Source organism: Nostocoides sp. F2B08, from assembly GCF_009184895.1.
GTDB lineage: Bacteria > Actinomycetota > Actinomycetes > Actinomycetales > Dermatophilaceae > F2B08.
Genome location: NZ_WESE01000004.1, coordinates 404,370 through 419,672 on the forward strand (window position 1 = coordinate 404,370; position 15,303 = coordinate 419,672).

At 71.5% G+C, this 15,303-nt stretch carries 15 protein-coding genes; 10 read left to right on the forward strand and 5 right to left on the reverse strand.

Going from position 1 to position 15,303, the window contains the following annotated elements:
• Positions 1–149 precede the first annotated feature (149 nt).
• The 6 genes from GA707_RS11740 (at position 150) to GA707_RS11765 (ending at position 7,192) form a co-directional block, all read left to right on the forward strand.
• Positions 150–4,253 carry a right-handed parallel beta-helix repeat-containing protein gene (locus GA707_RS11740; RefSeq protein WP_193315304.1) on the forward strand — a complete coding sequence of 1,368 codons (4,104 nt, stop codon included), beginning with the start codon at positions 150–152 and terminating at the stop codon, positions 4,251–4,253.
• 96 nt (positions 4,254–4,349) lie between these two features.
• Positions 4,350–4,856, forward strand: a complete 507-nt coding sequence (locus GA707_RS11745; RefSeq protein ID WP_152178607.1) for a phage tail protein — start codon at positions 4,350–4,352, stop codon at positions 4,854–4,856.
• A gap of 8 nt (positions 4,857–4,864) precedes the next feature.
• Positions 4,865–5,386 (forward strand): phage tail protein, encoded by a 522-nt coding sequence (locus tag GA707_RS11750; protein ID WP_152178608.1) that lies wholly within the window; start codon positions 4,865–4,867, stop codon positions 5,384–5,386.
• Between the two features lie 25 nt (positions 5,387–5,411).
• Positions 5,412–5,930: a phage tail protein gene (locus GA707_RS11755; RefSeq protein ID WP_152178609.1), complete on the forward strand. Its 519-nt coding sequence runs from the start codon at positions 5,412–5,414 to the stop codon at positions 5,928–5,930.
• A complete protein-coding gene (locus tag GA707_RS11760; protein WP_152178610.1) occupies positions 5,927–6,418 on the forward strand; it encodes a GNAT family N-acetyltransferase in 492 nt (163 codons plus the stop codon). The genes GA707_RS11755 and GA707_RS11760 overlap by 4 nt, the downstream gene beginning before the upstream one ends.
• A gap of 30 nt (positions 6,419–6,448) precedes the next feature.
• Positions 6,449–7,192 carry a Pr6Pr family membrane protein gene (locus GA707_RS11765; RefSeq protein WP_152178611.1) on the forward strand — a complete coding sequence of 248 codons (744 nt, stop codon included), beginning with the start codon at positions 6,449–6,451 and terminating at the stop codon, positions 7,190–7,192.
• Positions 7,193–7,216: 24 nt separating this feature from the next.
• Here GA707_RS11765 and GA707_RS11770 read toward each other — a convergent pair whose 3' ends face one another.
• Positions 7,217–8,569, reverse strand: coding sequence for an HNH endonuclease signature motif containing protein (locus tag GA707_RS11770; protein ID WP_152178612.1), 1,353 nt, complete (start codon positions 8,567–8,569; stop codon positions 7,217–7,219).
• Positions 8,570–8,698: 129 nt separating this feature from the next.
• On the opposite strand from GA707_RS11770, the gene GA707_RS11775 reads away from it, so the two are divergent.
• Together GA707_RS11775 and GA707_RS20875 are read left to right on the forward strand one after the other, a co-directional pair.
• Positions 8,699–9,193, forward strand: coding sequence for a GNAT family N-acetyltransferase (locus GA707_RS11775; RefSeq protein ID WP_193315305.1), 495 nt, complete (start codon positions 8,699–8,701; stop codon positions 9,191–9,193).
• 29 nt (positions 9,194–9,222) lie between these two features.
• Positions 9,223–9,363: a hypothetical protein gene (locus GA707_RS20875; RefSeq protein WP_193315306.1), complete on the forward strand. Its 141-nt coding sequence runs from the start codon at positions 9,223–9,225 to the stop codon at positions 9,361–9,363.
• Between the two features lie 270 nt (positions 9,364–9,633).
• Here the strand turns inward: GA707_RS20875 and GA707_RS11780 are convergent, their stop codons facing one another.
• The 3 genes from GA707_RS11780 to GA707_RS11790 all read right to left on the reverse strand — a co-directional run bounded on the left by GA707_RS11780 (position 9,634) and on the right by GA707_RS11790 (position 13,566).
• Positions 9,634–11,238 carry a cyclic nucleotide-binding domain-containing protein gene (locus GA707_RS11780; RefSeq protein WP_152178614.1) on the reverse strand — a complete coding sequence of 535 codons (1,605 nt, stop codon included), beginning with the start codon at positions 11,236–11,238 and terminating at the stop codon, positions 9,634–9,636.
• Positions 11,239–11,320: 82 nt separating this feature from the next.
• A complete protein-coding gene (locus GA707_RS11785; RefSeq protein ID WP_152178615.1) occupies positions 11,321–11,965 on the reverse strand; it encodes a response regulator transcription factor in 645 nt (214 codons plus the stop codon).
• Positions 11,962–13,566 (reverse strand): sensor histidine kinase, encoded by a 1,605-nt coding sequence (locus GA707_RS11790; protein ID WP_152178616.1) that lies wholly within the window; start codon positions 13,564–13,566, stop codon positions 11,962–11,964. The genes GA707_RS11785 and GA707_RS11790 overlap by 4 nt, the downstream gene beginning before the upstream one ends.
• Positions 13,567–13,736: 170 nt before the next feature.
• Between GA707_RS11790 and GA707_RS11795 the strand changes: the two genes are divergently transcribed.
• Together GA707_RS11795 and GA707_RS11800 are read left to right on the forward strand one after the other, a co-directional pair.
• A complete protein-coding gene (locus GA707_RS11795) occupies positions 13,737–14,369 on the forward strand; it encodes a hypothetical protein (RefSeq protein ID WP_152178617.1) in 633 nt (210 codons plus the stop codon).
• A 70-nt stretch (positions 14,370–14,439) separates the two neighbouring features.
• Positions 14,440–14,826 (forward strand): DUF488 domain-containing protein, encoded by a 387-nt coding sequence (locus tag GA707_RS11800; RefSeq protein WP_152178618.1) that lies wholly within the window; start codon positions 14,440–14,442, stop codon positions 14,824–14,826.
• A 3-nt stretch (positions 14,827–14,829) separates the two neighbouring features.
• Here the strand turns inward: GA707_RS11800 and GA707_RS11805 are convergent, their stop codons facing one another.
• Complete coding sequence (locus tag GA707_RS11805) at positions 14,830–15,225, reverse strand: nuclear transport factor 2 family protein (RefSeq protein WP_226963739.1); 396 nt, start codon at positions 15,223–15,225, stop codon at positions 14,830–14,832.
• Between the last annotated feature and the right edge of the window lie 78 nt (positions 15,226–15,303).

Consider the following 15,303-nt stretch of genomic DNA (forward strand, 5'->3'; position numbering starts at 1 on the left):
TACACACGTAAGGTTGCGGAATCCAGCCGTTCGGCCCATGTCGCCCGGATCCGACGGGCGGGGCAGCCCATACCCAGTAGCGTGACCGGCATCACATTCAGCCGGGACGTCGCCGAACGGGACTCCGGCCCACGGTCATGAGGTGCCCGATGAGGCGCGCGATCCCTGTTGGTCTCCTCGGCTGCGGACTCATCGTCGGGGCTCTGGCCGGCGGTCCCGCGCAGGCCGTCGTCGACTCCGGCACCTCTCGCGTCGTGAGTGCGGCAGCCATCAGTGATGTGCTCAACGGTCAGGGTACGAAGCCAACCAAGCCGCCCAAGCCGCCCAAGGGCGGACCCGGCGTCCCGCGAGTGGTCGACGATGCCGTCACCACCGACGAGGACTCACCGACCACGCTCCCGGCCCCGGGAGTCCTGCGCAACGACGGTCCTGGCGGCTCGCCTCGCAGTGTCGCCGCGATCGATGGTTCGGCCTCGGCCGTGGGCGCGCCTGTCGCGCTGCCCTCCGGTGCCGTCCTGCAGGTCGATGCCGACGGTGCGGTCTCGCTCGACCCGGACATGGCTCTACAGCATCTACCGGCGGGCGAACGGTCCACCGAGACGGTCGCGATCACTGTGCAGCACGCCTCGGGAGCCACGGCGACCTCCACGCTCACCCTCCACATCGACGGGCTCAACGACGCCCCCGCCATCGACCAGGACGACCCGGTCGAGGTGGAGACCCGCAGCGACGCGGTCGCCGGAGACCTCGCCCTGCAGCTCACTGCGACCGACATCGACGACGGGGACGTCCTCACGTGGTCGATCCGGACCCAGGCCATGGACGGCGTGGCTTCGGTCGACGCGACGACGGGACTCGTGGACTACCTGCCCGATACCGGCTTCGCCGGACTCGACGAGTTCGTGGTGGGGGTGAGCGACGGCAACGGCGGGACCGACGCCGTGACCGTCCTCGTGGACGTCCTGTCGGCCGGCCCGGTCGCGGTCGACGACATCCTGTCCACCGACGAGGACACCGTGCTCCTCGAGCCGGCCCCTGGCATCCTCGGCAACGACCTCGTGGGCCTCGACGGTCCGCTGTCGGTCGTGGCCGTCAACGGCGTCGAGCCCGACGTCGGCACGCCTGTCGAGCTCCCCTCCGGTCTCATCGTCACCGTCGGTGCCGATGGTGCCGTCACCGTCGATCCGAGCGGGCAGTTCGAGTCGCTCGCGCCGGGTGGGTCGGCCACCGACAGCCTGACCGCGACGATCGAGAACGCGATCGGAGTCCAGGACACCTCAGCCATCGACGTGGAGATCACCGGGGTGAACGACCTGCCGGTGATCGACCAGGGCGCGACCATCCCCGTCCAGACGCTCACCACGGCTGCTCCCGGAGAGCTCGGTCTCGTCCTGACCGCGACCGACCCCGACGTCCCCGACACCCTGACCTGGTCGATCGACACCGCCGCCTCGAACGGCACGGCGAGCGTCGACCCGGTCAGTGGCGCCGTCGACTATCTGCCCGACGCCGGCCTCGACGGCGAGGACTCGTTCGTCGTCGCAGTGGACGACCTCTACGGAGGTCAGGACACGACCACCGTGACCGTCACCGTCGTGCCACCGAACAGCCCCCCGGTCATCGACCAAGGCCCCACGACGACGGTGACGATGAGCGAGGACGGCACCCCGACCGGCTTCGCTCTGACCCTCAGCGCCACCGACGTCAACGGAGACGACCTCACCTGGGCGATCACGACCGACCCCGCGGTCGGCGCCGCCGCGATCACGCCGCCGACGAGCGCCGACTCTGTAGCGCTGACCTTCGCGCCACCGCCGGACTACAACGGCTCGACGACCTTCGTCGTCACCGTGACCGACACCGCGGCGACGTCCGACACGATCACTGTCACGGTGGTCGTCGAGGCCGTCAACGACCCGCCGACGGTCACCGCGCCAGGTCCGTTCAGCGTTATCGGCAACGTCGGCATCACGGTGCCGGACGGCGCCGACGACCTCCTCGCCGGTGCCGCCGACGCCGCGGACGGGCCTGCAGGACTGCCTCTCGCGGTCACCCCCGGCGCCGGCGCCACGACGCAGGACGGTGCGGTGGCGGTCGCCGCTGACGGCACCTTCAGCTACCGACCCGCACCGGGCTTCTCGGGGAGTGACTCCTTCACCTACGAGGTCTGCGACAGTGGGGTGCCCGGCTCGGCATGCACCTCCGCGACGGTGAACCTCACCGTCGACGCCCCGATCTGGTTCATCGACAACAGCGCACCCGCCGGCGGGACCGGGACGCTCTTCTCACCGTTCCCGTCGACGGAGGCCTTCGCTGCCGCCGCCGGCACGACCACCGGTGACGTCTACGTCGCCGAGACGGGCACCGACTACCCGACCGGTCTCTCACTCGGGGCGAACCAGAGCCTCGTCGGCGAAGGCGCCTCCGGCACCAGCCTCGCGACGGTCCTCGGCCGGACCGTCCCGGCCCACTCCAACCCCCTTCCGCCGATCGGTGGCCCCAACCCGGACATCACCCCCAGCAGCGGCAACGGCATCACACTGGGCAGCGGAAACCGGGTCCTCGGGGTCGATGTCGAGGTCACCGGGGCCGGTGCCGGCATCCGCGGCGCGTCGCTGGGCACGGTCACCATCGACGACGTCGGCGTCGTCTCCTCCGCGCAGGGTCCGGCCCTGGACCTGGCCGGCGGCGGCGGAACGATCGACGTCGGTGCCGTCTCGACCAGCGCGCGCACCGGCCCCGGCGTCATCCTCACGAACCTCACCGGATCCGTCGGCATCGCCTCCGCCGCGATCCCCAACCCGTCGTCCGCCGTCGGCAACGCCGTGCACGTCACGGGCGGCTCGGCGGCGATCACGATCGGGACCGCCACCATCGCCAACACGATCGTCGGCGCGGCGACGACGTTCGACGCGACCCGCGGTCTGCCGACGAGCGACGGCAACGGTGACGGCATCTTCATCAAGGACCTCACCGGGAGCTTCACGCTGAGCGGCGGCAGCATCACCTCGTTCGGCGACAACGGAGTCGACATCCGCAACAGCCGCAACGTCACGCTCTCGGGTGTGACCATCGACGGCAACTTCGCGGGCAACAGCGGGGTGCAGGCGCACATCGCCCAGAACCTCTCGATCGTCAACTCGACGATCCGCGAGATCGACGACGTCGACGCGGCTGCCCTGGTCACGGACTCGGGTCTGCGGTTGACCGATATCGAGGGCACCCTCGCCATCACCGGGTCGACGATCAGCCTCTCCGAGGGGTACGCCCTGCGCAACTTCATCGTCGGCAGCGCCCAGCGAGCCGTTGAGCTCGACAACCGGCAGGGATGCACCCACGACGGGACCGCCGACTGCGCGCTCACGGTCACCGTCTCGACGTCCACGTTCTCGCAGTGGGACTTCCAGGGTCTCTCGCTGCGCCACGTCGGCGGCACGATGGCCGTCTCGGTCACCGGCAGCACGTTCAGTCTCATCAACGGAGCCGCCGTCAGCACGGGCCCGGCATCCGCCGCGAGCACCCAGACCCACACCAGCACCCTCACCAACTCCACCCTGACCCAGGTCGGCATCGCTGCCGAGGTCTTCGGCAGTCGCGGCGGCAACACCACAACGACGATCCAGAACAACGTCGTCACGACGACGACGAGCGACGCCGTGCGGCTCGTTGGCTTCAACCAGCCCGGAGCCGGGAGCACCGGCATCTACCGCGGCACGGTCAGCGGCAACACCATCACCGGCGTGGCGGGCCAGCTGCACGGCAGCGGCGGCGGTTCCGGGGTGTTCGTGGCAGCAGAGGACTCGGCGGTCGTGCGCGCCGCCATCCAGAACAACGTCATCAGGGGGCACACGGTCACGGACGGCAACACCGTCGAAGTGCTGCGCACGCAGAACCAGCGCAACGGCGACCTCGACCTGACGTTCCACGACAACACGACGTCGGACTTCGCCACGAACTTCTTCGGAGCCGTCTTCATCGGCAACGACAACGACACGAACGCCGGTGACGGAGTGACCGACACCTGCGTCGACCTCGGCAACAACAGCTACGCGAACGCCGCCGGTCTCTTCGCCAACACCCACGCCTTCGACACGCTCGGGATCGCGACCATCCGGTTGCCCGGCTACACCGGCACCACCGACAACGCCCTCACGGCCTACCTGACCGGCCGCGGAGAGTCCGGCGCTGTCGCCCTCACCTTCGGCAACCAGCCCGTCAACGTCGCGTCCTGCCTCCTCCCGACCACGCCCTGACCACGGCGCCACCGCCGCATCCGCCACCGCATCCACTGGGCGCCCCGCCCCTCGACCTCCACCCACATGCCCCGATCCGCGAGCAGGGAGACCCACATGTCCGATCCGTTCCTCGGCGAGATCAAGGCCTTCGCCTCCGCCGTCATCCCACGGGGGTGGTCGCCCTGCGACGGCCGCATCCTGCCGATCAACCAGAACCAGGCGCTCTTCTCGCTCCTGGGGACCACCTATGGCGGGGACGGCCGGACGACCTTCGCCCTGCCCGACCTGCGCGGCCGCGTGCCGATTCACACCGGAGCGACACAACCGCAGGGCACCGTCGGCGGAAGCGAGACCGTGGCGCTTCGCAGCGAGCAGCTTCCCGCGCATACCCACACCTGGGTGGCGTCCTCGACGCCCGGGGACACAGCCACGCCCGCGGACAACCTGCTCGCGGCCTCCTCGGCGACGAACCCGGCCTGGGCTGCACCCGGAACGCCGGTTGCGATGGCACCCGAGACGGTCGCGACCGCCGGAGGCGGCGCCCCGCACGAGAACATGCAGCCCTGGCTCGCCGTGCAGTACTGCATCGCCGTCCAGGGGATCTTCCCCTCCCGGAACTAGGAGTCACCATGTCCGATCCGTACATCGGCGAGATCCGGCTGTTCGCCGGCAACTTCGCACCTCAGGGCTGGGCGTTCTGCGACGGTGCGTTGGTGTCGATCCAGGACAACGACGCCCTCTTCTCGCTCATCGGGACCACCTACGGCGGGGACGGTCAGACGACGTTCGGCCTACCCGACCTGCGCGGACGTGTTCCGGTCAGCGCCGGAGCGGGACCGGGTCTGAGCTCGCGTGCCCTCGGTGAGTCCGGCGGTGTGGAGACGGTGACCTTGACCACCAGCACGATGGCGAGCCACACCCACCAGGCCTTCGCTGCCGACGACACGTCGCTCAGTCCCGACCCAACCGGTCGGGTTCTCGGACATCCGGTGACGAACACCTATCGGGCGCCCTACGCGGCGCCGAGCGTCGCGATGTCGTCGCAGGGGGTCTGGCCCGTCGGGGGCAACCAGCCGCACGAGAACGTCGCGCCGTCTCTCGTGATCAGCTTCATCATCAGCCTCTACGGCGTCTACCCCAGCCCGTCCTGACCGAGCCCAGCCTGCGGAGGCAACCATGTCCGATCCCTTCATCGGCGAGATCCGTCCATTCGCCTTCACCTTCGCCCCCCGCGGGTGGGCCGAGTGCAACGGCCAGCTCATGCCCATCTCGCAGAACACGGCGTTGTTCGCGCTGATCGGCACCTACTACGGAGGTGACGGCAAGAGCACCTTCGCCCTGCCGGACCTCCAGGGCAGCGCGCCGATGGGTCAGGGCCAGGGTCCGGGACTGAGCACCCGTTTCGTCGGAGAGGTCACCGGCTCCGAGACGGTCACCCTGCTGACGACGGAGATCCCCGCACATGGACACTCGGTCACCGCGCTCGGCCCGGCGAACACCAACACACCTGCCGGCGCCGCGCCCGCGACGGCGCCGACTGTTCGTCAGTACCAGGACGAGGCGGTGGGGAGCGTTGCTCTGGCACCGAACGCACTCGGCATGAGTGGCGGTGGCCAGCCGCACAGCAACCTCCAGCCGTATGCGACGGTCCGCTACTGCATCGCCCTCCAGGGAATCTTCCCGCCGCGGTCATGACCACACAGGCGCCCTACCGGCACCGTCAGCGCGCCGCACTCACCTCCGACGCGTCGTTCCTCCAGCGGTTGTTCACCGACGACCGCAGGCCGATGCTCACGGCCGCCGGGCTCACCCGGGCGACACTGGATGGCCTGCTGGCCATGCAGTGGCGGGCCCAGCGCGCGTCCCACGCACGCATGCATCCGCAACCACTGGACAGCATCATCGAAGTCGGCGGACGAGCCGTGGGCCGGGTCCTGATCGACCGTGCAGCCGACCGCACCCATCTCGTCGACATCGCCCTGTTACCCGAGTGGAGAGGCCGCGGCATCGGGACCGCAGTGGTGCAGGACCTGATCTCCGACGCGCGCTCCCGCGGGGACGCCGTGACCCTGTCCGTCGCGAGGGACAACGACCGAGCCGTCCGGCTGTACCGGCGGCTCGGTTTCGTCGACGACGAGGCGTGCACACCGTCGGCCACATACACGGCCCTGCGCTGCACGTAGCACGGGCGCGCGCAGCCGTACGATCAGCGCGTGCTCGACCCTCGGCTCCTCATCGGCTACCGGATCGCCATCGCCCTGCTCCGCTTCAGCGCGATCGTCACCGAGATCGCGACACTCGTCGAGCGAGGCGTGTTCACGCCGGCGAACTTCTTCAGCTTCTTCACGATCCAGAGCAACATCCTCGTCGTCGTCACCCTGCTCCTCAGCGCGGTCGCACTGGCCGCGGGCGAGCGCGACAGGTTCTCCACTCTGCGCGCGGCCGTGACGGTGTACATCCTCGTCGTCGGGATCGGCTTCTCCCTGCTGCTGTCCAACCTCCAGGGCGTCGACCTGACGGCGGTGCCGTGGGACAACACGGTGCTGCACTACATCGTGCCGGTGGCGATGCTCGCCGACTATCTCCTCGACCGACCAGACCGACGGCTGTCGTTCCGGGCCTCCCTGCTGTGGTTGATCTACCCACTCGCCTACGCCGCGTACAGCCTGATCCGCGGCGACATCGTGGGCTGGTACCCCTACCCGTTCCTCAACCCCGAGACCAACGGAGCCGCAGCGGTGGCCGTCACCATCCTCGGACTCATCGTCCTCGGGGTCGGGCTGATCTGGGTGGTCACGCGCCTCTCCGGTGGCGGCGCCGGCGGCACGGCCGACAGCACCCCACCCACCGACCTCGAGGCGAACCTCGCCTCAGGCTCGCGCGCCGACAGCGACGCCACACCGGACCCGGAAACGCTCAGCAACACGCCTCAGCCGGACATGCCTCAGCGCCCGTGACCGCACGACCACGGGCTCGGGGCATCACCGCTGTCGGAGCCGGACGGTCTTGACTCCCGCGCCATCGGTGCTGACCCGCGCGACGAAGCCCGGATCGTGCATCCGGCGGTGGTGGTAGCCGCACAGTGGCACCGCAACGTCCAAGTCGGTCTGCCCGCCCGCGGACCAGGGATCCTCGTGGTGCAGCTCGCACCAGGAGTACGGCCGGTCGCACCCGACGGCGGCGCACTCGGTGTAGACGGTCGCGAGCGCAACCCGCTGCGCCTCGGTGAAGAACCGGTCCGCCCGACCGAGGTCCAACGGCAGCGATGAGCCACCCAGGACGACGGGCAGGATCCCGGCGTTGCAGGCGAGCCTGCGAGCTTGTCCAGCCGACACGACGTCTCCGGTGTCGAGCTGAGCCGCCCCGATACCCGCTCGCAACGCCTCAAGGTCGACCGTCGCGACGACCGTGGCCGCCACCTTGCCGTGCAGCCGGTCGGTCGGCAGGTGTTCGAGGATCTCGAGCAGCGCCAGCCCGTAGCGGTGCGCCCAGTCGGTCGCGCCGTACGTCGTCGTGGCGTCCTCGGATCCCTCGCATGGCTCGCCTCGGGCCTGACGCGCCCGGTCCCGGCGCGGAGAGGCGATCTGCTGAATCAGCTTGCGCAGCATGGAACACGCGTGCGTGGGCACCGTGAAGTGGCCGCTCGACGTCCCGTCGCCGTTGTCGCGCATCGTGAGCCGGGTGCGCGCCAGGGCACGCCTCTCCTCGTCGCGCAGCTGCTCGTCCTCGTCGTCGTCGATCTCCCTGAGCGACCGTTCCGCCGCTTCGAGGGCGCGCCTGGCCACCTTGCGAAGCTGACTCGGCACGAGGTGCCGGGCCTGTCCGACGAGATGCATTTCGATCGCATCCCGGTGCTCCTGGCTCAGCTCCTCCGGGAGCCGGCGCATCGTCGCCGCGATGATCCGCGCGTGGTCAGAGGAGATCACTCCCTCGGCGAGCGCGCGGCCGACCTCCCCCAGCCCCTCGTCGATGTCCGTCGCCAGCCGCGACTGCGCGAACCCCTCGCCCCCTCCGCACTTCGTCTGTGCCGACGCCCAGGACCCCGTTCCGGTGTGGCCCGCACGCTCGCCGACCCGCGCCCTGTCGGCGGAGGCGAGCACCGCGAGCAGCGCCGAGTCCAGCCGCCGCTTGGCCCGCTCGAGGTCGCGCAGCACCGCCGCGTGCTCCCCCTCGCCGAGATCGGACACGTCCAGCCGGTCGATGGCGCGGTGCACGCCGGAGACCCGCCGTGCCCCATCAACATCGACCGACCGGGCAGCATCGGCCGCCACGGCAGCAGCATCGGGCAGCGGCGTCACCGTCGCGTCCGTGTCGCTCTCCGCCGTCGAGGTCATACAGCCACGCTAGGCACCGCCACCCCCACCGCGAAGCGCCTCCCCACCACCCGTGGATGACACTCCCGACCGCCAGCCGGTTGTGGATTGCCGCGGTGGGTACGACCATGGGGAGGAGAAAAGGACGAGGTGAGAGTCGTGCGACAGGACAGCACACAGATCGAGGGGGCCTTGTCCTCGCTCATCCGGATCCGCCGGGCAGCGGACAGTGACGTTGCCGAGGTGGCCGATCTGTACTGGTTTGCCCGGCAGGCCGCTGCGCCGGCCATCCCTCCGCCCGTCCACACCCGCGAGGAGATCGCCGACTGGATCCGCAGGGGCATGCTGACCGAACGACGCACCTGGGTGGCGACCGACGACGAACGGGTCGTCGGCGTGCTGGCCATGGAGGACCCGGACTGGATCGACCAGCTCTACGTCGACCCGGCGCACCAGGGAGGCGGCATCGGCACCGAGCTCCTCGCGCTCGCTCTCGGCCAGACCGGCGGACACGCCCGCGCCTGGTGCTTCCAGTCCAACACCGCCGCACGCCGCTTCTACGAACGGCACGGCTTCGTGCCGACCACCGAGACCGACGGCGACAACGAGGAGGGCGTGCCCGACGTCCTCTACGAACGCTTCTGAGAACGGCCAACCACCCGCAGCGGTATGCGGTGCTCACCTGCGCGGGGAGCGCCTTCACCGAGGAGGGCGCGTGCGCGACGACCTCGTGGTGGCTGCCCCAAGGACTTGCCCGCCCGACCGCGGTGGCGACCCGCGCATACCTCGCCTCTCCCGGGCTCGCCCTCCCCTGAGCGGAGCCGACAGCATCGGCATGCCGAGCGCGTGACATGCCGCGCCTTTGACCTGCCGGTGCCTCAGCGTCGCGACGGGGGCATGCCGAGCGCGTCACATGCCACGCCTTTGGCATGCCGGTGCCTCAGCGTCGCGACGGGGGCATGCCGAGCGCGTCACATGCCACGCCTTTGGCATGCCGGTGCCTCAGCGTCGCGACGGGGGCATGCCAACCGCGCCGCACCCAAGCCGCCGACCGTCCCACCTCACGTCTCGGTTCCACCAGCCGTTCAGCCCGCCTCGTCCCGAGCCAACCGGGCCGCCGCGAGCGCCTCCGCCGAGCCGGAGCTGCCCCGGATCGCGGTGAGGAAGTCCTCGCGCCACAGGGTGTAGACCGCCAAGCCAGCGCCGCCCGCGACGACGGTGGCCGTCCGCGGCGAGTCGTGCAGCAACGCGATCTCGCCGAACGTCTCACCCGGCCCCAGGTCCGGCCGGGCCACACCGCGCACCGACACCTCGGCCGCCCCCTCCTCGACGACATACAGGCAGTCCCCCTGCTCGCCCTCGGTGATGACCGTCTCGCCCCCCGCATACTCGCGCCGACCGAGCCGACTCGCGAGGTGCTCGACAGTCACCAGTGGAAGCGGCTCGAAGATCTTCGCTCCCGAGAGGAGCTCGGCCGGCGCCGCGCTCTGCACCTCGGCTCGGTCGAGCCGCGCGAGCGGTCGGACGTAGATGGCGACGAGGACCAGGACGGCCAGCGCGATGACGAGGATCGCGGGGCGCACGTCCAGCGCCGCGGCCAGCCCCGGGGCCGCCGCCGAGCCGAGGGCCATGCCCGTGCAGACGATGATCTCGACCGCGCCGAGCGCCTGGGCCGCCAGCCCGCGGGGCGCGAGCCGCGCCACCGAGGTGAAGAGGCCCGGGTCCTCGAGAGCGTTGCCGATCCCGATGACCACCATCCCCGTCACGACCACCCACGGTCCGGAGCCGAGCGCGATCACCGCGAGCCCGACCCCCCACAACGCCACGCCGAGGACGAAGAAGCGCAGCAACCGGGTGACTCGCAGGACGACCCTGCCGATCGCCGCGCCGACCAGTCCTCCGGCGCCCATCGCCGCCCACAGCCAGCCGACCACATCCTCGCCCACCCTGAGCTCCTCGATCACGAGGATGACGAGGAGCACGCTGAGCGCACCGCGCGCGAACGTCTGCGCCAGGACCAGCGTGGCCATGGCTCCGCCTCGGCCGATGCGGAAGAGGACCAACAGCCCGGCGAGATAGGACCCCCGGGTGACCGGCCCCACCACCCGCGTGGCGTAGGCCGCCGGCATCCGGATGGCCGTCATCGGGACGAGCGCGAGGACGATGCACGCCGCGCCGATCGCGAGCGCCCGGTCAGGGGTGGTCGCAAGCAGCGCCGCTCCCGCGAGGGCCGGTCCGGCCAGGGCGGCGCCGCTCTCGATCGCGGCCGCGGAGACGTTGGCGGCGGCAAGGTCGCGAGGCGTACGCACGAGCCACGGCAACAGAGACGCCTGCAGCGGCCGGTACGTCGCCAGCAGTCCGCAGGCCAGCGTGCCGAATCCGAGCGAGACCAGGAGCGGCCCGTCGAGCACCGCCGCGACCGTGGACAGCACAAGCAGGACGCCAGCGGTCGCGACCATCGAGATGATCACCCACCCGAGATGCCGCCGGTCCCCGAGCCGCCCGATCACCGCCGACATGACCGCACCGACGACGGCGAGCGCGACCGAGGTCGCCGCGAGTGCGCCAGGCCCGCCCCGCTGGTAGGCCAGCACGAGCAGGGCCACCGGAGCGAAGAGCCTGCCGGTGGTCGTCAGGGCCCACCCGGCCTGCAGGCCGATCCGGGGGGTCAGTCGGGCGCCTCCGACCATCCCGTCATTGTGCCCGCCCCTCCCCTCCGGGGCGACCGCACAGCCTCACCTCCCGCCCCCACGGCTGCCGCGCAATACATTCTCAGACCAGCCCGGCCCGGTGCGCGAGGATCACCGCCTGCACCCGGTCCCGCACCCCCAGCTTGGCGAGGATGTGCGCGACGTGGGTGCGGACGGTGTTCTCCGTGAGGAACAGCTCGGCCCCGATCTCGGCGTTCGACAGCCCCCGCGCCATCACTCCCAGCACGTCGCGTTCGCGTTCGGTCAGCCGCTCCAGCTCGGCGGCCGCCTCGGGCGCCCCCTCAACGCCGACATACGAGGCTACGAGACGTCGCACGACGGTCGGTCCGAGCGCGGATCCGCCTGCGGCGCAGTCCTTCACGGCACGGATCAGGTCGCGCGGCGGAGTCGTCTTGAGGAGGAACCCCGCCGCCCCGGCGCGCAGTGCACCGAGCACGTAGTCGTCGACGTCGAACGTCGTCAGCACCAGGCACCGCGCCGACGGCGCCACCCGCGCCAGCTGCCCGATCGCGGTCACGCCGTCGACGCCCGGCATCTCGACATCCATGAGCACGACGTCGGGTGTGAGCCGCCGTGCCTGCGACACGGCCGCCGCCCCGTCCCCGGCCTCGCCCACCACCTCGATCTCCGGATCAGAGCCGAGGACGCTTGCCAGCCCCGCGCGCATCATCGCGTGGTCGTCGACGAGGAGCACCCGGACGGTCACGGCACCCGCACCCAGGCCCGGTCGTGCGGCAGCACCGCGCTCACGCTGAAGCCGCTGCGCTCGCCCGGCCCCACCCGCAGCGTCCCCCCGACGGCGGCCACGCGGTCCCCGAGCCCGACGAGCCCGTAGCCGTCCGCCCCCCTCACCCGCCCGGGTCCGTCGTCGGTCACCTCCACCCGCGTGCGTGCACCCTCGCTGCTGACGATGACGTATGCGGTGGCCCCCTCCGCATGCTTGAGCACGTTGGTCAGCGCCTCCTGGACGAGTCGGTGGACGACCGGCATGAGCGGAGCCGGAGGGTGCCCCTGTGTCGCTACCCGCACGTCCAGGCCGGCGCGCCGCAGTCGCTCGACGGTGCGCTCGACATCGCTCCACACCGGCGCGGGGCCGACACCCCACGGGCGGGCGTCGAGCTCGGCCAGCGCGGTCGTGACAGTCTCGTCGATGGCGTGCAGACCGGCCCGGGTCGCGTCCGGGTCCTGCGGCCAGGCGAGCTCGGCGGCGCCCGCCTGCACGGCGACAAGGCTCACCGCGTGGGAGACGACGTCGTGGAGCTCGCGGGCGACCTCACGCCGGGTCGTCCGCGCCGCGACCGCACCGGCTTCGGCGAGAGCGGCCTGGTGTGCCCGGGCCCGTTCCTCCGCCCGGGTCCGGCTGCGGCGGGTCCGGCCGACGACGACGGCGGCGACCGAGACGACCGACAGCACGACGATCGTGATCGGTGCGTTGTCCGGGTCGTGGGCGAACCGGGTGGTGACGGCGCACGCATACAGGGTCACCGCCGACCCGATCGTCACCGAGGTCTGCCTCGGCTCCAGGAGGCTCCACAACAGCAACCCGACGACGACCGGGTAGAACACGCCGTCCCCGACGGGGGCGTCCACGACCGCGCCCAGGAGGAGGATCGAGGCACAGGCGAGCGCGGCCGCGACAGGCGCGACCCGGCGGACAAGAACGGTCAGGGCCATGACCGCACTCATCGGCCACGACCCGCTCTGCCCGGGCAGGAGGAGCATCTCGAGCGACGTGAGGGCGACAACGGCCGCCGCGAGCACCGCGTCGCGCCGGCCGATCGCACCCCCGGACGCGTCCTGCCCGTCACCTGGGCCGAGCCCCGGCCCCTCGACCGGACGCCCCGCGCCGTTCGCCCCCGACCCGTGGTCGACCTCGTCACTCCCACCGAGAAGCCCGAGCTGACGCCGCAGCTCGGCCATCGCGGACCGGCTCTCCCGCTGCATCGCCTCAAGAGCCGAGCGTGGGTCGTCCGCAGCCTCGGCGACGACCACGAGATCACGGACCGCGACCAGCGAGCGCCTCACCGACCGATCGATCTCGACCGACAGCCGCGCCCGTTCGTCCTCGACCGCCCGACGGGACGCCTCACCCGGCCCGACAGCGGCGACCCTCCGCGCGTGGCGGCGCGCCCCTCGAGACCGAGCCACCGAGCCCAGCACGCCGTGGGTCAGCAGCAACAGGAAGGACAGCAGCACGCCCACGAAGACGAGGTCCACCGACGGCCAGTCCTCCCGCACCGCGACGGCCGTCGCGACAGCGAAGGCGACGACGACCAGGCCGGTCTGCGCCGCGGGTGAGGACCGCATACCGGACAGCGTGCCACCGACCCGCTGGGGCGCGCGTCGTCCGCACGGACGAGATGAGGTCGTCCGTGCGGCGCCCTGACTCGTCGGCAGGGGTGACGCCGTCTCGCGACCCGGCGGGGACCGTGGTCACAGCGGGCTCGACGGGAGCCCCGAGGACCTAGGAGGGTCTCATGTCACAACCAGTCACGATCGCCGCGCTCGGCGGAGCGGCCGCCCTCTCGGCCATCGCGCTGAGCGACGCGGTCACCTTCGCACTGACGGGGCAGCACACGAGGTTCAGCGACGACTTCGGCGTGAACCCTGCGTTCGTCCTGGGGGGCATCATCCACTCGCTCGCCTACCTCGCCTTCGCCGGCGTGCTGTGGAGCAGGCGGTCCCAGGTCGACGGCGGCAGCGGGTTCCGTCGGGCGGTGCGGCGGATCCTCACCGGTGCCCTGCTCTTCCTCGCCGTCGGGATGTCCGTCCACGCGGTGCTGTCCGTCGCGTCGGGCGAGGTCAACGACGACGCGGTCTTCGGCGCGGTCGCCGGCATCGCCCTTCTCCTCATGATCGTCGGCAGTGTCACGCTCGGGTTGTCCCTCATGCGCCGCCGTGACATGCGACTGGCGGCCTGGACGCTGAGCGGCATCCTGCCCGCGATCGGTCTGACGATCGTCCTCGGCGCGACCGGCAGCCCCTGGGCGCACCCGGCATATGCGGAGGCGCTCGTCAGCTTCGGCCTCGCCTTCATCGGTCTCGCGCCGCAGCGGGAGCCGATCGAGTCGACCCGCCGAGAGGCGACGCTGTCACCCGCACGCGGGTAGCCCCCATCCAGGATGCCGAACCGCCTCGACGGGCGACCGCAGACACCGCCGACCGGGCACCATGGTGCCCATGGCACTGCGAGTGGTGCGGCTGGGCGGCCCGCGCGAGCCCGGCGAAGGTCTGCGCATCGGCACGGTGCGCAGACCGCCGCGCGGCGTCCCGAAGGCGGAGTTCGCGAGCCGCGACTTCTACGACGTGTGGCTGCCCGAGCTGAGCCCGAGCCAGGAGCTCGTCAGCGCCGCCCAGCGCGCGACGACGGAGCGCGAGTGGGCCGGCTTCGTGCGCGCCTACCGCGCCCAGATGGCCACCCCGGCCGCCCGCCACCTCATCGACCTGCTGGCCGCGCTGAGCCACCGGGCCGACATCAGCGTGGGCTGCTACTGCGAGGACGAGAACCGTTGCCACCGAGGCGTTCTCGCACAGCTACTCGCCGACGCGGGCGCCGAGATCGCCTGACGATCACCCCTCGCTCGACCCCTCCCCGGAGCCCCGCTCGACCGGCGTGTCCTGGCTGAACGTGTTGACGAGCGACCCGTCCGGCTCGCGCCGCCAGATCGAGCTCACCATCCACTCGAGCGGCTCGCCGTCCGCGGTGGGCCGGAACCGCACCCGGTATGCGATGAGCGCGCTGTCCTGCCCCGTCGCCATCGTGCGGGTCTCGAGGATGTCGAACTCGGCGACGATCGGCCCCTCGTCGAGTTCGGCCACGTGGTCGTCGCGGTCGACGAACCCGGTCGGGTAGACGCCGAGGAAGTCCGGCGCGAGCAGCGCCCGGTCGGCCGCCCGGTCGCCGGCCCGCAGCGCCTCCCAGACCGCCGTCTCCGCGGCGAGCAGCTCGGCCTCGGTCGGGGTCACGCTGGCGATGCTAGCCCCACCCCGCTCCATACCCGCCCCGTTCCGGCCCCACAACGAAGCGGAGCCGGTATGCGGTCC